This is a genomic window from Blastococcus atacamensis (genome assembly GCF_002938425.1).
Taxonomy (GTDB): domain Bacteria; phylum Actinomycetota; class Actinomycetes; order Mycobacteriales; family Geodermatophilaceae; genus Blastococcus; species Blastococcus atacamensis.
Genome location: NZ_POQU01000090.1, coordinates 1 through 15,705, shown reverse-complemented (window position 1 = coordinate 15,705; position 15,705 = coordinate 1). Strand labels below are relative to the sequence as shown.

General features: G+C 72.9%; 11 protein-coding genes. 5 read left to right on the top strand and 6 right to left on the bottom strand.

Going from position 1 to position 15,705, the window contains the following annotated elements; all coding sequences use genetic code 11:
• Window positions 1–223: 223 nt before the first annotated feature.
• Both C5508_RS16650 and C5508_RS16645 read right to left on the bottom strand, forming a co-directional pair.
• Complete coding sequence (locus C5508_RS16650) at window positions 224–1,273, bottom strand: TIGR03885 family FMN-dependent LLM class oxidoreductase (RefSeq protein WP_104526058.1); 1,050 nt, start codon at window positions 1,271–1,273, stop codon at window positions 224–226.
• A gap of 47 nt (window positions 1,274–1,320) precedes the next feature.
• Window positions 1,321–3,984: a putative bifunctional diguanylate cyclase/phosphodiesterase gene (locus tag C5508_RS16645; protein ID WP_113684658.1), complete on the bottom strand. Its 2,664-nt coding sequence runs from the start codon at window positions 3,982–3,984 to the stop codon at window positions 1,321–1,323.
• A 170-nt stretch (window positions 3,985–4,154) separates the two neighbouring features.
• Here C5508_RS16645 and malQ point away from each other — a divergent pair, with 170 nt between their 5' ends.
• Window positions 4,155–5,990 (top strand): 4-alpha-glucanotransferase, encoded by a 1,836-nt coding sequence (gene malQ / locus C5508_RS16640; RefSeq protein WP_104526056.1) that lies wholly within the window; start codon window positions 4,155–4,157, stop codon window positions 5,988–5,990.
• Window positions 5,991–6,083: 93 nt separating this feature from the next.
• Here the strand turns inward: malQ and C5508_RS19640 are convergent, their stop codons facing one another.
• Window positions 6,084–10,556, bottom strand: a complete 4,473-nt coding sequence (locus C5508_RS19640; RefSeq protein ID WP_232797221.1) for an ExeM/NucH family extracellular endonuclease — start codon at window positions 10,554–10,556, stop codon at window positions 6,084–6,086.
• 421 nt (window positions 10,557–10,977) lie between these two features.
• Here C5508_RS19640 and C5508_RS16630 point away from each other — a divergent pair, with 421 nt between their 5' ends.
• The 4 genes from C5508_RS16630 to C5508_RS16615 all read left to right on the top strand — a co-directional run bounded on the left by C5508_RS16630 (window position 10,978) and on the right by C5508_RS16615 (window position 12,787).
• Window positions 10,978–11,187: a hypothetical protein gene (locus tag C5508_RS16630; RefSeq protein WP_232797220.1), complete on the top strand. Its 210-nt coding sequence runs from the start codon at window positions 10,978–10,980 to the stop codon at window positions 11,185–11,187.
• Between the two features lie 76 nt (window positions 11,188–11,263).
• On the top strand, window positions 11,264–11,464 hold the full coding sequence (locus C5508_RS16625; protein ID WP_104526054.1) for a hypothetical protein: 201 nt from the start codon (window positions 11,264–11,266) through the stop codon (window positions 11,462–11,464).
• 53 nt (window positions 11,465–11,517) lie between these two features.
• Window positions 11,518–11,979 carry a hypothetical protein gene (locus C5508_RS16620; protein WP_232797219.1) on the top strand — a complete coding sequence of 154 codons (462 nt, stop codon included), beginning with the start codon at window positions 11,518–11,520 and terminating at the stop codon, window positions 11,977–11,979.
• A 4-nt stretch (window positions 11,980–11,983) separates the two neighbouring features.
• On the top strand, window positions 11,984–12,787 hold the full coding sequence (locus C5508_RS16615) for a DUF998 domain-containing protein (RefSeq protein ID WP_104526053.1): 804 nt from the start codon (window positions 11,984–11,986) through the stop codon (window positions 12,785–12,787).
• A gap of 10 nt (window positions 12,788–12,797) precedes the next feature.
• Here the strand turns inward: C5508_RS16615 and C5508_RS16610 are convergent, their stop codons facing one another.
• From C5508_RS16610 to C5508_RS16600, 3 genes are all read right to left on the bottom strand, one after another.
• A complete protein-coding gene (locus tag C5508_RS16610) occupies window positions 12,798–13,718 on the bottom strand; it encodes a DMT family transporter (protein ID WP_104526052.1) in 921 nt (306 codons plus the stop codon).
• A gap of 103 nt (window positions 13,719–13,821) precedes the next feature.
• Window positions 13,822–14,583, bottom strand: coding sequence for an SDR family oxidoreductase (locus tag C5508_RS16605; protein WP_104526059.1), 762 nt, complete (start codon window positions 14,581–14,583; stop codon window positions 13,822–13,824).
• A gap of 292 nt (window positions 14,584–14,875) precedes the next feature.
• On the bottom strand, window positions 14,876–15,705 hold an 830-nt coding region (locus C5508_RS16600; RefSeq protein WP_332872200.1), incomplete at its 5' end, for an SDR family NAD(P)-dependent oxidoreductase.

Genomic DNA, 15,705 nt, shown 5'->3' with positions numbered 1-15,705 from the left:
TAGCGTGACGGACGAGGTGATCGAGACATGAGTGAACGCAACGGAAGCACGTCCAGCGGTCCCGGGACCGCTGGACGTGCTTCCGTTGCGTTCACTCATGTCTCGATCACCTCGTCCGTCACGCTAGGCGCAGACCTCCCGACGGTCAGGGACGCCGCCCCGGCGGGCTGCGCACGCTGCGTGATGCCGCGCCGGGGCACGGCCCACGTCACACCACGTGCGCTCACGGAAGGACCGCGAGTTGGGGCGTCTGCACCGGTCGCGGCGGCCCGCCGGCTCCCTGCCGGTCGATCGCCACCGCGGGGGCGGGCCGCGTGACGTCCAGCTGAGGCAGCACGTGCGCACCGAAGGCGTCGAGGAACGGCCGCTGCTCCTGACCGACGTGGTGCACGTAGATCTGGTCGAACCCGAGCTCGGCGTACTCGGCCAGCCAGGCGGCGTGCTGCCCGAGGTCGGCCGACACCCGCACGGCCTCGCCCACCTCCTCTGCAGGGATGTGCGCGCTGGCCTGGTCGAAGGCCCGGGTGGTGTCGAGGTCCCAGCACAGCGGCGGCGGGAAGACGTTGCTGCGCCACTGGTCGTGCGCGATCGCCATCGCCCGGTCCGGATCGGGATCCCAGCTCACGTGCACCTGGATGGTCAGGGTCCCCCGTCCACCGGCGTCCCGGTAGGCCCCGACGACCTCCCGCAGCGTCTCGTGCGGCTGGTTGATCGTGACCAGCCCGTCGGCCCACTCGGCGTGCCGCCGGGCTGTGGCCGCGGTGACGGCGGGCCCGATGAGGGCCGGCTGCTGCTCGGGCAATGTCCAGATGCGCGCCCGGTCGACGGTGACCAGCCCCTCGTGGCTGACCTCCTCCCCCGCCAGCAGCGCGCGGATGACGTCGACGCACTCCCTCAGACGCGCGTCCCGCAGCTCCTTGCGCGGCCACACGTGTCCGGTGACGTGCTCGTTCATCGCCTCACCGGAGCCGAGTGCCACCCAGAACCGGCCGGGGAACATCGCTCCCAGCGTCGCGATCGCCTGGGCGACGATCACCGGGTGGTAGCGCTGCCCCGGCGCGTTGACCGCCCCGAACGGCAGCTCCGTCGTCGCCAGCGCCGCGCCGAGCCAGGACCAGGCGAACCCCGAGTGCCCCTGCCGCTCGCTCCAGGGCTCGAGGTGGTCGGAGCACATGGCGGCGGTGAAGCCGACCTGCTCGGCGTACCGCACGGCCTCCAGCAGCGCCGCCGGATGGATCTGCTCGTGCGAGTTGTGGAATCCGATCACGGGCATGGGCGGTGCCTACCCGAGAACGCGCGCCCCAGGCATCGGCGATCCGCTCAGGCGCTCGCGGTCTCGTCCGCCGTCGGGGCGGTGGCTGCGCGCCCCAGCAGGAACAGCTCGGCGTCGTCGGCCTCCATCGGCGCGGCGAACAGGTATCCCTGCGCGAGCTCGCACCGGGCCTGGCGCAGCAGCGCCCGCTGGTCGTCGTGCTCCACGCCCTCGGCCACGATCTCCAGGTCCAGGGTGCGTCCCAGGTCGACGAGCCCGCGCACGATCGGCGGCAGCTGCGGCCCGTCGATCGTGGCGATGAACGACCGGTCGATCTTCAGCACGTCGACGGTGAACTGGCGCAGGTAGCTCAGCGACGAGTAGCCGGTGCCGAAGTCGTCGAGCGCCAGCCGGACGCCGAGCGCCCGCAGCGCGGCCAGCCGCTCCGCCGCGCCGTCGGGGTCGCGGACGAGGGCCGTCTCGGTCACCTCCAGCACCAGCGCTCCGGCCGGCAGCCCGCTCGCCGCCAGCGCACCGATGATCTGCTCGACCAGGTCCGGCGAGGCCAGCTGCACGGCGGAGACGTTGACCGCCATGGTGGCCCCGGCCGCACCGGGGTGCCGACCGCGCCACTCGGCCGCCACGGAGCACGCCTCGCGGAGCACCCAGGCGCCGATCTCGTTGATGAGGTCCAGGTCCTCGGCCACCGGGATGAAGCGGTCGGGCGGGACGTTGCCCAGGACCGGCGAGTACCAGCGCAGCAGCGCCTCGAAGCCGACCACGGCCTCGTCGGCCAGGCTCATGACCGGTTGGTAGACCAACCGCAGCTCGCCCCCGGCGAGTGCTCCCTGGAGCTCGCGCTCGAGCTGGCGCCGCTCGACGAGGGCCGAGCGCATGTCCGGGTCGAAGACCACGAGGCGTCCCCGGCCGGCCGTCTTCGCCGCGTACATGGCGATGTCGGCGTCCCGGACCAGCGAGTCGGCGGTCGCGTCGGACTCGCTGAGCGCGATCCCGACGCTGCCGGAGACGGTGACGTACTGCTGGCCGATCCGTACCGGCCGCGCGAGCTCGGCCAGCAGGCGCTCCCCGGCCGCGGTCACCTCGGCGACGTCGTCGACCTGCGCGAGCAGCAGGCCGAACTCGTCGCCACCGAGACGGGCGAGGGTGTCGCCGGCACGGACGACGCTGCTCAACCGCTGCGCCACCTGCTGGAGGAGGGCGTCGCCGGCCTGGTGGCCCAGGCTGTCGTTGACGGCCTTGAAGCCGTCGAGGTCGATGAAGACCACTGCGGCGGTGTCGCCGTGGCGGGCGTTGGACCGCAGCGCCTGCTCGATCCGCTCGGTGAACAGCGCCCGGTTGGCCAGGCCGGTGAGCCCGTCGTGGAACGCCTGGTGGGCCAGCGTCTGCTCGGCGCGCTTGCGCTCGGTGATGTCGGTGGCGTGCACCACCACCCCTCCGACGTCGGGGTCGGAGGAGAGATCGACCAGCCGCACGCCCACCCAGAGCTCCTCACCGCGGTACCGGCGGGGCAGCTCCGCGCTGACCACCGCGCCGCCCCCGGCCACGGCCTGTGCGAACACCTCCCGCGCGGCGGCGGGATCCAGCCCGGCCCGGTGCATCAGGTCACCGGCGGCGAAGTCCGGTGTCACCTCCACACCGAGCAGACCGGCCAGCTGTGCCGGGGGGCTGAGCAGCTCGCCGTCCCGGCCGATGACGGCCACGGCGTCGGACGAGTGGGCGGCCAGGGCCGCGTTCCGCCGCGCCTGCACGCGCACGAGCGCCCGCGCTTCCGCCTCGGCAGTCAGCAGCCGCGCCGTCCGGAGGAAGACGAGCAGGACCAGCACGAGAGAGGCGCCGAAGACCGAGAGCGGCGTCTGCTCGGCGCCGGACAGGTCGCGCACCAGTTCGATCGTGCCTGGGACGAGCAGCGCCCCCAGGCACACGGCGAGGCGACCGAAGCCCCCGCGCTCGGCGTCCGCGACGTCGTGCCCGGGCTCCCGGTCGACGCGGCTGCGGGCGGCGACCGCGAGCAGCACCGCCCCGAGCATCCAGCCGGAACCGAGCAGGGCCGTGGGTGCCGCGTAGTCGTCCGCGAGCAGGTAGCCGACGTCGGATGCCAACCAGCAGCCCGCGCCGGCTGCCACCGCCAGCGCTCCCCGATCACGGGCGCTGCGCGTCACGACGCGGAAGACCAGCCCGATGAGAGCTGCGTCCAGCGCGGGGTACAGCGCCCAGATCAGCCGGGCGAGCAACGGCTGGGAGGAGTCGCTCAGCGTCTCCGCCAGTGTCAGGTCCCACATGACCGCGAGGACGGCGACGAAGACGATCACCGCGTCCACCCAGCCGTCGAAGCGCTGCCGGGCACTCTGCCCGCCGGCGCCGGCCATGATGGTGAGCGCGACGGCCAGCATCACGTACGCGCTCAGGTAGAAGGCGTCGGCGACCGAGACGTCGATCGACATGCCGTTGCGGAAGAGCAGCTCCCACAGGACGTCGCCGACGGCCGACAGCGTCACGCCCAGGGCGATCAGCACGCGGACACGCCGCCCCGGCCCGCGTCCGATGCCGATCCAGGCGACCGCACTCGCCGTCAGCACGACCGCCAGGTACAGCGCCGTCGCCCAAGGGGTGCCGTCGAGCGCGGCGTTGGCGCCGACCAGACCGAGCACGACGACGAGCCAGCTGCCCCTCCGGGCGTGCCGGCCGAATCCTCGCGGGGCTCCAGTGCCCATCGCTACCACCCTCTGTCCTCTGTCGAGGGCGTTCTCGACGCGTCGACGGGGTGGCTGAACCGCCGATGCGGCCCGTCCGCCCCCATGGGGTGAGGGCGGCGGGGCCCGGACGAGACGAGCGCCACGTGCTCCGGACTGCGGGCGACGCCGGACCCGGCGAGGATCGACCGGTGACGACCAAGCCGACCACCGACGACTGGGGCATCGATGCGAGCTGGCTGGACGCGCTCGACGAGGAGCACCAGGTAGCCCAGAAGACCATCGACACGCTGCGCGAGATCATCGGGGAGCCACCCGCCGACCTCGAGGACCGGGCGCCGATCGTGGCCCGCCCGGGCGACGCGCTGGAGGTCGACGAGGCCGACGTCGTCTGCGAGGACGGCGAGGTCCGCCAGATCGACGGCCACCTGCCCGCCGACTTCCCGCTCGGCTACCACTGGCTCCAGTCCGCCGATGGACGACGCCGCCGGCTCATCGTCTCCCCCGGACGCTGCTGGCTGCCCGAGGACCGGGCGTGGGGCTGGGCGGTGCAGCTGTACGCCACGCGCAGCCGTGACAGCTGGGGCATCGGTGATCTCGGCGATCTCCGCGCCGTCCGCCGCATGGCCGCCGACCAGGGCGCGGGTTTCGTCCTCATCAACCCGCTGCACGCCGTCGCCCCGATCGAGCAGCAGGAGGCGAGCCCCTACCTGCCCGCCACCCGCCGCTTCCGCAACCCGATCTACCTGCGGGTGGACGAGGTCCCCGGCGCGGACAAGGTCGATCTCGAGCAGGACGCCGGGCGTGCGCTCTCCGACGGGCCGCTGATCGACCGCGACGCCGTCTGGGCCCGCAAGCGCGAGGTGCTCATGCGGATCTTCTTCGCCCACGGCGGCGGGGAGGCCTTCGCCCGGTGGCGGGAGGAGCAGGGTCAGACGCTGCAGGACTGGGCCACCTGGGCCGCGATCACCGAGGAGCACGGCGCCGACTGGCACACCTGGCCCGAGGAGTTGCGCCGCCCCGGCTCGTCGGCGGTGTCGGCCTACCAGGAGCAGCACGGGGCCGTCGTCGCGTTCCACGCCTGGCTGCAGTGGGCGCTGGACCTGCAGTTCACCGCGGCGACCGGCGACATGACCGTCATCCAGGACCTACCCATCGGGTTCGCCGGTGGCGGGGCCGACGCCTGGGCCTGGCAGGAGGTGCTGGCCGACGGCGTGAGCGTCGGAGCACCGCCGGACGCGTTCAACTCCCAGGGCCAGGACTGGGGCTCCCCGCCGCTCATCCCCTGGCGGCTGCGCGACGCCGACTACGAGCCGTTCATCCAGTCGATCCGCGCCACGATGGCCGGCGCCGGGGGCCTGCGGGTCGACCACGTCATGGGCCTGTTCCGCCTCTGGTGGGTGCCGGTCGACGGAAGCGCGGCCGACGGCGCCTACGTGCGCTATCCCGCCGAGGACCTGCTGAACATCGTCGCCCTGGAGAGCCACCGCGCACAGGCGCTGGTGGTCGGCGAGGACCTGGGCACGGTCGAGGAGGGTGTGCGCGAGGCCATGGCCGAGCACGGCGTGCTCTCCTACCGGCTGCTGTGGTTCGAGGACGACGCCCCGTCCGAGTGGCCGGCCGAGGCGATGGCGGCGATCACGACCCACGATTTGCCGACCGTGGCAGGCCTGTGGACCGAGGCCGACGTCGACGAGCAGCGCGAGCACGGCACGGGCACCGACGAGGAACTGGAGCGGGGCCGCAACTCACTGCTCGAGCACCTGCCGGGGCTCTCCGACGACGCCACGGTGGAGGAGGCGGTGGAGCGGGCGCACGAGCTGCTGGCCCAGGCGCCGTCCCTGCTGCTCTCGGCCACCCTGGACGACGCCGTCGGTGAGCAGCGCCGGCCGAACATGCCGGGTGCGAACGACCGGCCGAACTGGTCCCTGCCGCTGCCGGTCCTGGTCGAGGACCTGCCCGGCCACCCGCTGCTGCAGACCGTGGCCCGCACCCTCGCCGGAGGGGTCGACCGACCCGCCGGCTGATCCACCCGCCCGAACGCGCCGGAGGCCGGCCCCCGTGAGCGGGGACCGGCCTCCGGTCGTGCGTGCGGGGTGGCGGACCACCCCGCACGCCGATCAGTCGGTGCTCTGACGCCGGCGGCGTCCCAGCACCAGGGCCGCTCCACCGGCTGCGGTCAGCAGTCCGGCCAGGCCGAGCAGGCCGGCGACCTCGGTACCGGTGTACGCCAGGCCGCCACCATCGGTCGCCCACGTGCCCCGAGGCGTCGTCGTGCCCCCGGTCGTCGTGGTGCCGCCGGTTGTGGTGCCACGGTTGCTGCCGCCAGGCGTGCCACCGTCGGTGCCGCCAGTAGCCTCGTCGGTACCACCGTCGGTGCCGCCGTCGGTGCCATCACCGTCCCCGTCACCAGTGCCGCCGTCAATGCCGCCGTCAGTACCGCCATCGGTGCCGTCACCGTCACCAGTGCCGCCATCGCCGTCGCCGTCACCGTCGCCGTCACCCGGCGGCGGGCAGACTCCGGCCGGAGCCTGGGTGCTGTGGTCGGCAGCCGGCGGGCTGACCGGCGAGTTCGCCCGGAAGTAGGCGACCAGCGCGTCGACGTCCAGCGGCCCGGTGGTGTCCTCCCCCGCCGCGAAGGTGGAGAAGGAGTCACCGCCTCCGATGAGGAAGGAGTTCGCCGCCACCCGGTAGTCGGCCGCCGGGTCGATCATCACGCCGTCGAGCATGATCGAGCAGGCGTCCACCCGGTCCCCGTAGGCCCGGGTGAGGTCGTAGGAGTACGTGAAGCCCTCCGACGTCCCCAGGATGAGCTGGCTGGCACGCGGGCCGTCCAGCTGGAACTGCTCCTCCAGCAGCGCGTCGATCTCGGCCCCGGTCAATGTGGTGGCGTTGATCGTGTTGCCGAACGGCTGGACGTTGAACAGCTCCCCGTAGGTCACCTCACCGGCCAGGATGTTGGCCCGCGTCCCACCAGGAGCCTGGAACCCGATGACCGGGTTGCCGAACTGCTCGTCCTGGAGGGTCTCCAGCGCCACGTGGGCGATCAGGTTGTTGATCGGCGTCTCGGTGTCCCGGTCCGCGGAGGCGTTGGAGGTGATGTCGGCCGTGGCCGACCCCACGACCTCGTTGCGGGCCTCGGCCGACTGGCCGACCCAGTAGTCGACGATCGCCGTGATCTCGGCGTCGGGGTTGTCGCGCAGGACGGGCACGTTGGTCGCACCGTAGGTGTCGTCCCGCACGACGTCACCGGTGACGCCGTCGACGGTGAACCGGATGTCGGTCAGCAGCCGGCCGTAGAACCCGGCCTGCGTGACGAGCCGCTCGTTGCCCGCGAGATCGGGCAGCAGGCAGTTGTACGCGGAGTGCGTGTGCGCGCTGATCACCAGGTCGACCGCGGGCACGAGTTCCGCGTTGATGTCGACGATGGGGCCGGTCAGGTTGGTGCAGCCGTTGAAGTCACGACCCTCCACCGTCCCGCCCTCGTGCACCAGCGCTCCGATGGCCTGGATGCCCATGCCCTGCAGCTCCAGCGTGTACCGGTTGATGGTGTCCGCCTCGTCGCGGAACTCGACGTCGGCGACACCACCCGGCGTCACGATGCCCGGCGTCGTGTCGGTGACGACGCCGATGAGCGCCATCCGCTGACCGCCGGCCAGATCGAAGATCTGGTACGGCGGGAGCATCGGCTCACCGGTCGTGCTGTCCACGACGTTGGCGGCCAGGTACGGGAACTGCGTCCCGGCGAACGGGTCGCCCTGGCTGTCCTCGTAGCAACCGTCCTCACCGGGGGTCACGCCCTCGCAGGCGGTGACGTCGTCGGTGAACTCACCGTCGGTGGCCCCGGAGACGCGTCGGAGCTCGTCGGTCCCGCGGTCGTACTCGTGGTTGCCGACGACGGAGTTCACCAGGCCCAGGGCGTTCGCGACCTCGATGGTCGGCTCGTCCTTGAACACCGCCGACTCGAAGGGCGAGGCACCGATCAGGTCACCGGCGCTGAGGAACAGCGAGTTGTCCTCGCTGCCACCGACCGCAGTGAACTCGCTGCGCTGCTCGTCGGCGGTGGAGGCGAGGTTGGCCGCGCCACCGACTACCACGTTGCCGTCGTCCGCGTTGCCCGCGATCCCATCGGGTCCGGGGCCCTGACCGGTGAACAGCAGGCTGTCGTTGCCGGTAGTGGCCGCGATCCGTCCGTGGAAGTCGTTGAACGACATGATCTGGACGGGGATGTCGGCCGGCACGGTGATGCCGCTCAGGTCGACACCCAGGACCAGCGGGTCGTGGTCGCTGGAGCGGTACTGGTGGTTCGCGTACAGCTCCGGGTCACCGGTGTACTGGTAGGCGAAGGACTCCACCGAGTTGATGTTCCAGTGCGTGACGTCGGTGACCTTGTCCGTCAGGCTGTCGGTGGACATGGCGTGGTCCAGAGACCCCGACATGTCGTTGAAGACGTAGCTGTACGAACCCTCGTCCAGCTCCGCGCCGAGGTCGGTGAGACCGGCGTCGCGCAGGGCGACGATCGGGTCCTCTTCCGAGTAGGCGTTGAGGTCGCCCAGCGCGATGACGTCGTCATCCCCGGTGCTGTCCTGCAGCTGCGCCACGAAGCCGGCGAGCGCCTGCGCCTGACCGATCCGGTCGGGGTTGGACGCACCCTGGCCGTCACCCTGGTCGGCATTCGCGCCCGAGCCGCTGCCCTTGGACTTGAAGTGGTTGCCGATGACGGTGAAGGTGTCGCCGGCCGCCTCGAAGGTCTGGGCGATCGGCTCCCGGGCGTTGTCGAAGTTCGCCTCGTCGACGAGCCCGACCGGCTCGCCGACCGTGGTCACCGAGTCCGGCTGGTAGATGATCGCGTTGCGGATGACGTCGCGGTCGGTCGCGTACAGCTCGTCGGGCAGCGGGACGAAGGCCCACTTCTCCGACCCCGCGGCGTCGTTGAGCCGGTCGACCAGGTCCGCGACGGCGGTGTCCGCGTCGCCCGGGGTCAGTCCGGTGGAGTCGGTGTCCTCGATCTCCATGAGCGTCACCACGTCGGCGCCGAGGGCGTCGATGGCCGGAACGATCTTGTCCGCCTGCTCCTCGAACTCCGCTGAGCTGGTCGCGCCGCGCGCCTCTGCGCCGGTGAGCGTGAGGAAGTAGTTGAGCACGTTGAACGCGCCGATCCGGATGTCGCCGCCCACGTCCTGCGGCGACGCCTCGCGGGTGTTCTGCGGGGCGAAGGTGCCCTCGGCCGAACCGTCGGCCGGCTGCAGCCGCCACTGGTTGAACCCGTACCCGAGGACGAGCGGGGACCGGAACTCCAGCGCGTCACCGACACGGACCGGGGTCTCCGGGGTGAGGTACGGAGCCGTCGCCGGCGTGACCCGCGCGCTCGAGCCGTCGTCGAGGACGATCCGGCGCAGGGTGTTGGCGCCGGCGATGGCGGCCGCCTCGTCCGAGCGAGGACGTGCCAGCTCGGTCGGCTGCACGAGCACACCGTCCTGGGAGAGCGTCAGCTCGCCGAAGCTGGTGAGGTCGTAGACCTCGCTGACGGTCAGCTCGTCGGCCGGGGCGACGAGCATGCCCTCGAGCCGCTCGCGGTCGGCGTCCGGCGCCGGCAGGTCCAGGGCCGCGGGAGCCGGGAGGGTGCCCGCTGCGCAGACCTCCACGGCGTTGCCGGCAGCGATCTGCGTCTGGCCGCCGAACTCGGCGGCGGTGCCGGTCGCCGCGACGGTGTCGCCCAGGGCGACCACGGCATCGGGGCTGTACACGAAGACGCCGTCGGAGGTGGCGGCGTCGCCGTCGCCGTCGCCGTCCTGGAGGTAGAAGCCGTCGAAGCCGTCGAGGTCGCCGACGACGGTGCCGCGCACGGTGACGGTCTGGTTCGCGAGGGGGGTGGTGGCACCCGGGCCCTGGACGGCGCCGATCTCGGAGGTCGGCGTGACGTCGCAGACGTCGCCCGTCCCGGGGTCGGGCTGCGCGGCAGGCGCCTGGTTGACCGCGCCGCGGGTGCTGGCAGCCGGGCCGGACCACACGAGGGCGTCGGCCTCGGCGTCGAAGTAGCGGAACAGCGACTGGCCGGCCGGGGGTGCGGGCTGCTCGGAGACACCGAGGTCGGTGCTCGTCGTGCCCGCCGCCGGCCCGTTCGCTGCGGTCAGGACTCCCTCGTAGGAGAGGAACTCGACGAGGGACCCATCGGCTGCGACGAGAGCCAGGCCGTCCGGCGCCCCGTTCTGGATGCCGGGGGCATCGACCGCGACGACAGCCGGCGCATCGGCCGGCGCGGTGAACGCCGGGAGCGACAGCGTTCCGTAGGTCACGGCGGCCGCGGCGGTAGTAGCCGTGCTCCCGCCGTTGTAGAGGACCACCGACATGCCGGCAGAGCTCGCGCCCGCCGGCAGCTGGACCTCGACGAACTCGCCGACGTCGGCGCCGTTGTTCTCGCCGCTGTTGTCGTAGTGGATCTCGGAGATGAAGGGCGCCGTCGGCGGGGCCGCGAAGGCGATGAGGGGCATGCCCACGACCGCGACGGACGCGGCGGTGGTGCCGAGGGCGGCACGTCGCGCGAGCGCCCCAACGGTGCGTCGGCGCGGCGGAGTGCCGGATGTGTCGGGCACGCAGTGATCCTTCCGGGGGACGAACTGACCGCCGGAACCTAAGAGCGACTGGTGACCATCGGGTAACGAGGTCGTGGCGTTCGGAACCGACGCGCGTGTCGAAACCGCCGTCACGTCGCTCGCCGTGCTTTGACCTTCACGTTGAGCGACGGCTCGACCGGCGACCGTTCCGTCGCGTAAGCGGGCTCCTCCTGAGGAGCCACTCGGACGGATGTGGGAAACGTCACGTGCGGACAGCGGACGACGACGCGCCCGTCAGCGGTCGAACACACGTTCGACCAATGTGCGAGACTCGGGCGTGGCCGGGGGGATGAACCGAGGACGATCAGGGCGCTCGCTCGGCGACCGAGCGGCGAGTTCCGGCGTTGCCGCCGGACCCGGGCCGGCACCGGCTCCCTCGCCGCCGCCCGCGGGTGGAGCGGTGGTCCCCGCCGGCGGCGTCGCCGAGGAAGGGCGGCACTGCTGGGTCCACGACCCGCCCGGGGCGCCCGGGACCTGGCCGGGACTGCTCGTCGAGTGGCGCCGGCGTCAGGACGGCTGGCAGGGACGCGTCGTCTACACCGTTCCGCGCCCGCACGGGCCGGTGCTGGTCGAGGCGTGGCTTCCCGCGGCCCGGCTGGAACCTCAGTGATCGTCGTCCCGGTTAGCGCGTGCGGCGGCGGGCTATGGGTTCTGCGATCCCATCCCCATCGACGGAGGACGCCACGATGACCGAGCCCCACGACGGACCGACCCTCGACGACGTGATCGTGCCGCAGGAGCAGGCGCCCCGTGACCGCCAGGAGCACGCCAAGGACCCGCACCTGGGTGACGAGGCGCTCGAGCACCGCACCGAGCAGGAGCGTCAGGCCGTCGGCTCCGACGACGCGAACCCCGCCGGCGCCGACCTGCACTCGGCCACCGACTGACGGCGGACCGCGTCCGCCCGGCCCCGTTCCGGCCCGGGACGGCGCCCGACGAGGTGTCGCCCCGGGCCGAGGCCGGTGGGCCGGTCAACCGGCTGACGACGGACCGGGTGGCGTGCTGGCTGCTGAAGTCCTCCCTCGTCCCGCAGCTCCTGTCCGTCGGCTGGTGGCCCGGCGAGGAACTCCTCCTCGACCGCTGCGTGCGGCCCTCGTACCGGCTCGGGCTCATGGCGGCCGGGCACCCCTGTGTCCTGTGGGTCAGCGGCCGCGACCGGCCGGGCGTCCATGCCGTGGGCACCGTCGTCGGTGACGTGGCGGACCACGGGGGGCAGCCTGAGGTACCCGTCCGCCTCCGCCTCCTTGCCGAGCCGATCCCCCGCTCGGAGCTGGCATCCGATCCGGCCTTCCGGGACGCCGAGGTGCTGCGCATGCCGGCCGGCAGCAATCCCTCGTGGCTGACCGCCGCCCAGTACGCTGCCGTCCTGTCCCGGGTCGCGCCGGACGATTTGGGACGATGAGGGCGTGACTTCCGCCCGCCTCCGCTGGGGCGCCCTCCTGTGGCTGCTGACCCTGCAGTTCTTCGTCCTGGAGACGATCGCGCAGACCCGGTACGACGCCCCGTACTCGCGCATCGACCAGGTCATCAGTGCCCTCGGGGCCTCCGACAGCCCCGGTCGGCAGCTGATGAACGCCTCGTTCGTGGTGCAGGCCGCACTGATCCTGGGCGGCGCCCTCCTGCTGCGCCCGGCCCTGCGCGGCGCCGCGGGCCGGGTGGCGCCGCTGCTGCTGGGGGCGTCGGGGCTCGGCGTCCTGCTGGTGGGGGTCTTCCCCACCGACGGCAACGGAACCCTGCACACGATCGGGGCGGTCACGTACTTCGTCGGCGGGGGCCTGGGCCTCATCGCGCTCGCCTACGCGGTACGACCGCGGTCGGAGGCGCTCGGGACCACCGTTGTGCTGCTGGGCATCGTGGCCACGGCCGCGACGATCTTCTTCCTGGCCGGCGTGACCGGCTACCTCGGCGAGGGCGGCACCGAGCGGGCAGCCGCCTATCCGCTACCGGTCGCGCTGGCCCTCACCGGTGCCGCGCTCGCGTGGACCGCCGGCCGCGACGCCGAGGGTTCGGCCCCCGGTGACGCCCTCCGCGCCGAGCGCGCGGAGCAGGAGACCCGGCGCGCGGAGCAGGCACGCGTGCGGGACGCCGCACTGGAGGCCGCCGCCCAGCGATCGCCGCAGTCCGCCCCCGCGCGCGCTGCGGACCGGGAGGCCGACGACGGGCACGACATCGACCCCGACGATCCCTGGGCGCCGACCCGGCGCAGCTGAGCTCCGCCGGTCAGCGGACCGGTACCTCCACGGGAGTGCGGGCCGACCGGCGACTGCGCGTGCGGGACACGGCCACACCGAGCAGGCAGATGCCGCCGCCGACGAGCGCCAGCGCCGGCGGCGCCTCGTCCAGCAGCCGCCAGCCGAGCAGGATCACCAGCGGCGGCACCAGGTAGGTCGTGACCCCGAGCCGTCCGGCGTCCATCCGGGTCAGGGCGAAGGCCCACGTGCTGAAGGCCAGGGCGGTGGGCACGACGCCGAGGTACACCATGCCGGCCACCGACGACCCCGGAGCGCCGGCCAGGTCGCTGACGAGTGCTCCCGCCCAGGGCAGGCAGCAGACGGCGCCGATGGCGCACGCGATGAACGTGACCTGGAGCCCGGGCAACCGTCCCAGCAGCGGCTTCTGGGCGACGACGCCGACCGCGTACGTCAGTGCCGCCACCAGGCACAGGAGCACCCCGAGCAGGTCGGCGTCGACGCCTCGGGTCGCCAGGCCGATCAGGAGCACGCCACCGAAGGCGACCGCGATGCCGAGGAGGAGCCGCCGCGGAAAACCCTCGCCCAACCACAGGCCGGCGAACAGGGCGATGAGGATCGGGCCGATGTTGACCAGCATCGCCGTGGTCCCGGCGTCGAGGTGCTGCTCCGCAGCGTTCAGCGCGACGTTGTAGATGCCGAACCAGCCGACGCCGCACACCGCCAGCAGCCGCCAGTCGGCAGCCGTGGGGCGCACCCATCCACCTCGGCGGCTGACGAGCAGCCCGAGCACCAGCGTGCCGACGAGCAGCCGCCCCAGGGCCAGCGCGCCGGGCGACAGGTCGACGCCCACGGCCCGGATGGCGACGAACGCCGAGGCCCAGGCGAGCACGGTGACGGCGACGGCGAGGAACGTGCGGGCGTCGGGGACGCCGGTGCGGGCCGAGCTCACGGTCGGACCCTATGGGGAGGGGATGACAGCGGTCCGGCGGTTTCCAGACCTCTCTCCCGGCTGGCCGTCCCGGTCCGGGAAGTGGCAGGAACGCTGCGGCGGCTCAGGCGGGCGGAGGCGCGGTCGCCAGGTACTGCGCCCAGGTCAGCTGCCCCCGGGCACCGCGGGCCGGAACCGCCGCACCCTCGCGCATCGCCGCGCCGAGCCGACCAGGGACCGGCGTGGACAGCACCCGGGCCGTGGGCGCGCGCACCGCGGCCCACGCCCGGGCCAGATCGGCCAGGGCGTGCTCCTCGGGGCCGCCGAACTCCACCACTCCCCCGGTGGGCTCGGTCGCCGCGACGGTGACCAGGTGGGCCGCTGCGTCGGCGACGTCGACCGGCGAGACCCGCCAACCCATCGGGACCGGCAGCAGAGGACCGCGGCGGGTGGTCCCGAGCAGCTCGTCGGCGAACTCGTGGAACTGGGTGATGCGTACCAGGGTCACCGGCAGCCGCGAGGCGAGCAGCACCTGCTCGGCGGCGTACTTGGCCCGGTAGTAGTTCAGCGGGATGCGGTCGATGCCGACGATCGACACGTGGACCAGGTGCCGGAGCCGGTCGCGGTCCACCGCCTCCACCAGCCGCCGGGTGCCGGCGACGTCGACCTCCCACGGGTCGCCCTGCGGATCACTGGCCGCGTGCACGACGACCTCGGCTCCGGCGAGCGCGTCGGTCAGGTCGAAGCCGGTGGCGAGGTCGCCGCGGACCCCGCCGGGGCCGGTCCCCCGCCTCGACATCTGCCGGACGGAGTGCCCGGCCTCTCGGAGGCGGGGCACGAGCCGACGGCCCAGCCGCCCGGTGGCTCCGGTCACGAGTACGTCCACGGACGCAGTCTGCCGCTCCCCGGCGTCGCCGGACAGAGGACTTCCCGGCAGCATGTCAGCGCGGCACCCGCGATCCGCGCCGTCCTGTCGACTGGCGGGGAACGCCGGCCTGCACCTCCGACGAGGAGCACTGGGTGCGGGCGGCGTTCCGACGACTCGGCCGGCCGGTGGACGACGTCCACGTCCGGGAGCCGGCCTCCACGCTGGCGATGGCCGAGAGGAGCTGGACGGGCCCGGCGTCGACAGCGCCGCGGGAGTGCACCGGAGCACCTACGCCTGCTGCGGGGCGCCGTCAGCGCTCCTGGTCGGTGGGCCGCACCAGCACCTCGTTGACCGCGACGTGCGCGGGCTGGGAGACGACGTAGAGCACGGCGCGGGCGATGTCGTCGGCCTCCAGCGACCGCATGCTCGTGTACATCTGCTGCGAGGCGGCCTTGGCGTCGGGCTGCGTGATGTGGTCGGTGAGCTCGGTGCTCACCGCACCCGGCTCGACCAGGCTCACCCGCACGCCGCGGCCGGTGACCTCCTGGCGCAGCGACTCGCTGAACGCGTTCACCGCCCACTTGCTGGCGTTGTAGACCCCGGCTCCCTTGCGCGCGGTGCGCCCGGCGACGCTGGACATGTTCACGATGTCCCCGCTGCCCTGCTCGACCATCCCGTCGATGGCGGCATGGGTCATGTACAGGACACCCAGCACGTTCGTGGACAGCATCCGCCGCCAGTCCTCGGGGTCGGCACCCACGATGGTCCCGAGAAGCATGACCCCGGCGTTGTTGACCAGGACGTCGAGGCCGCCGAGCTCCTCCCGCGTCCGCCGGACGGCGTCGGCGCAGGACTGCTCGTCGGTGACGTCGAGGTCGAGCGCCAGCACGGTGGCCCCGCTGTCCCGCAGCCGCCCGGACAGCGCCTCGAGCCGGTCCTTGCGGCGGGCGCCGACGGCGACGGCGGCACCCGCTCCGGCCAGCGCGACGGCGGTCGCCTCACCGATCCCCGACGACGCGCCGGTGACCAGGGCGACCCTGCCGGCCAGTGGACGTGCGGCCTCGCTCATGCTGATCTCCTGCCGCTGCTGTCTTCTATAAACATATGAACATGATGAAGAAGAGGCAGCAGATCTATAAG

Bases quoted from the DNA above. Each gene is read 5' to 3' on its own strand.
- C5508_RS16650 (WP_104526058.1), bottom strand. From the start codon at position 1,273: ATGCCCGTGATCGGATTCCACAACTCGCACGAGCAGATCCATCCGGCG.
- C5508_RS16645 (WP_113684658.1), bottom strand. From the start codon at position 3,984: ATGGGCACTGGAGCCCCGCGAGGATTCGGCCGGCACGCCCGGAGGGGC.
- C5508_RS16625 (WP_104526054.1), top strand. From the start codon at position 11,264: ATGACCGAGCCCCACGACGGACCGACCCTCGACGACGTGATCGTGCCG.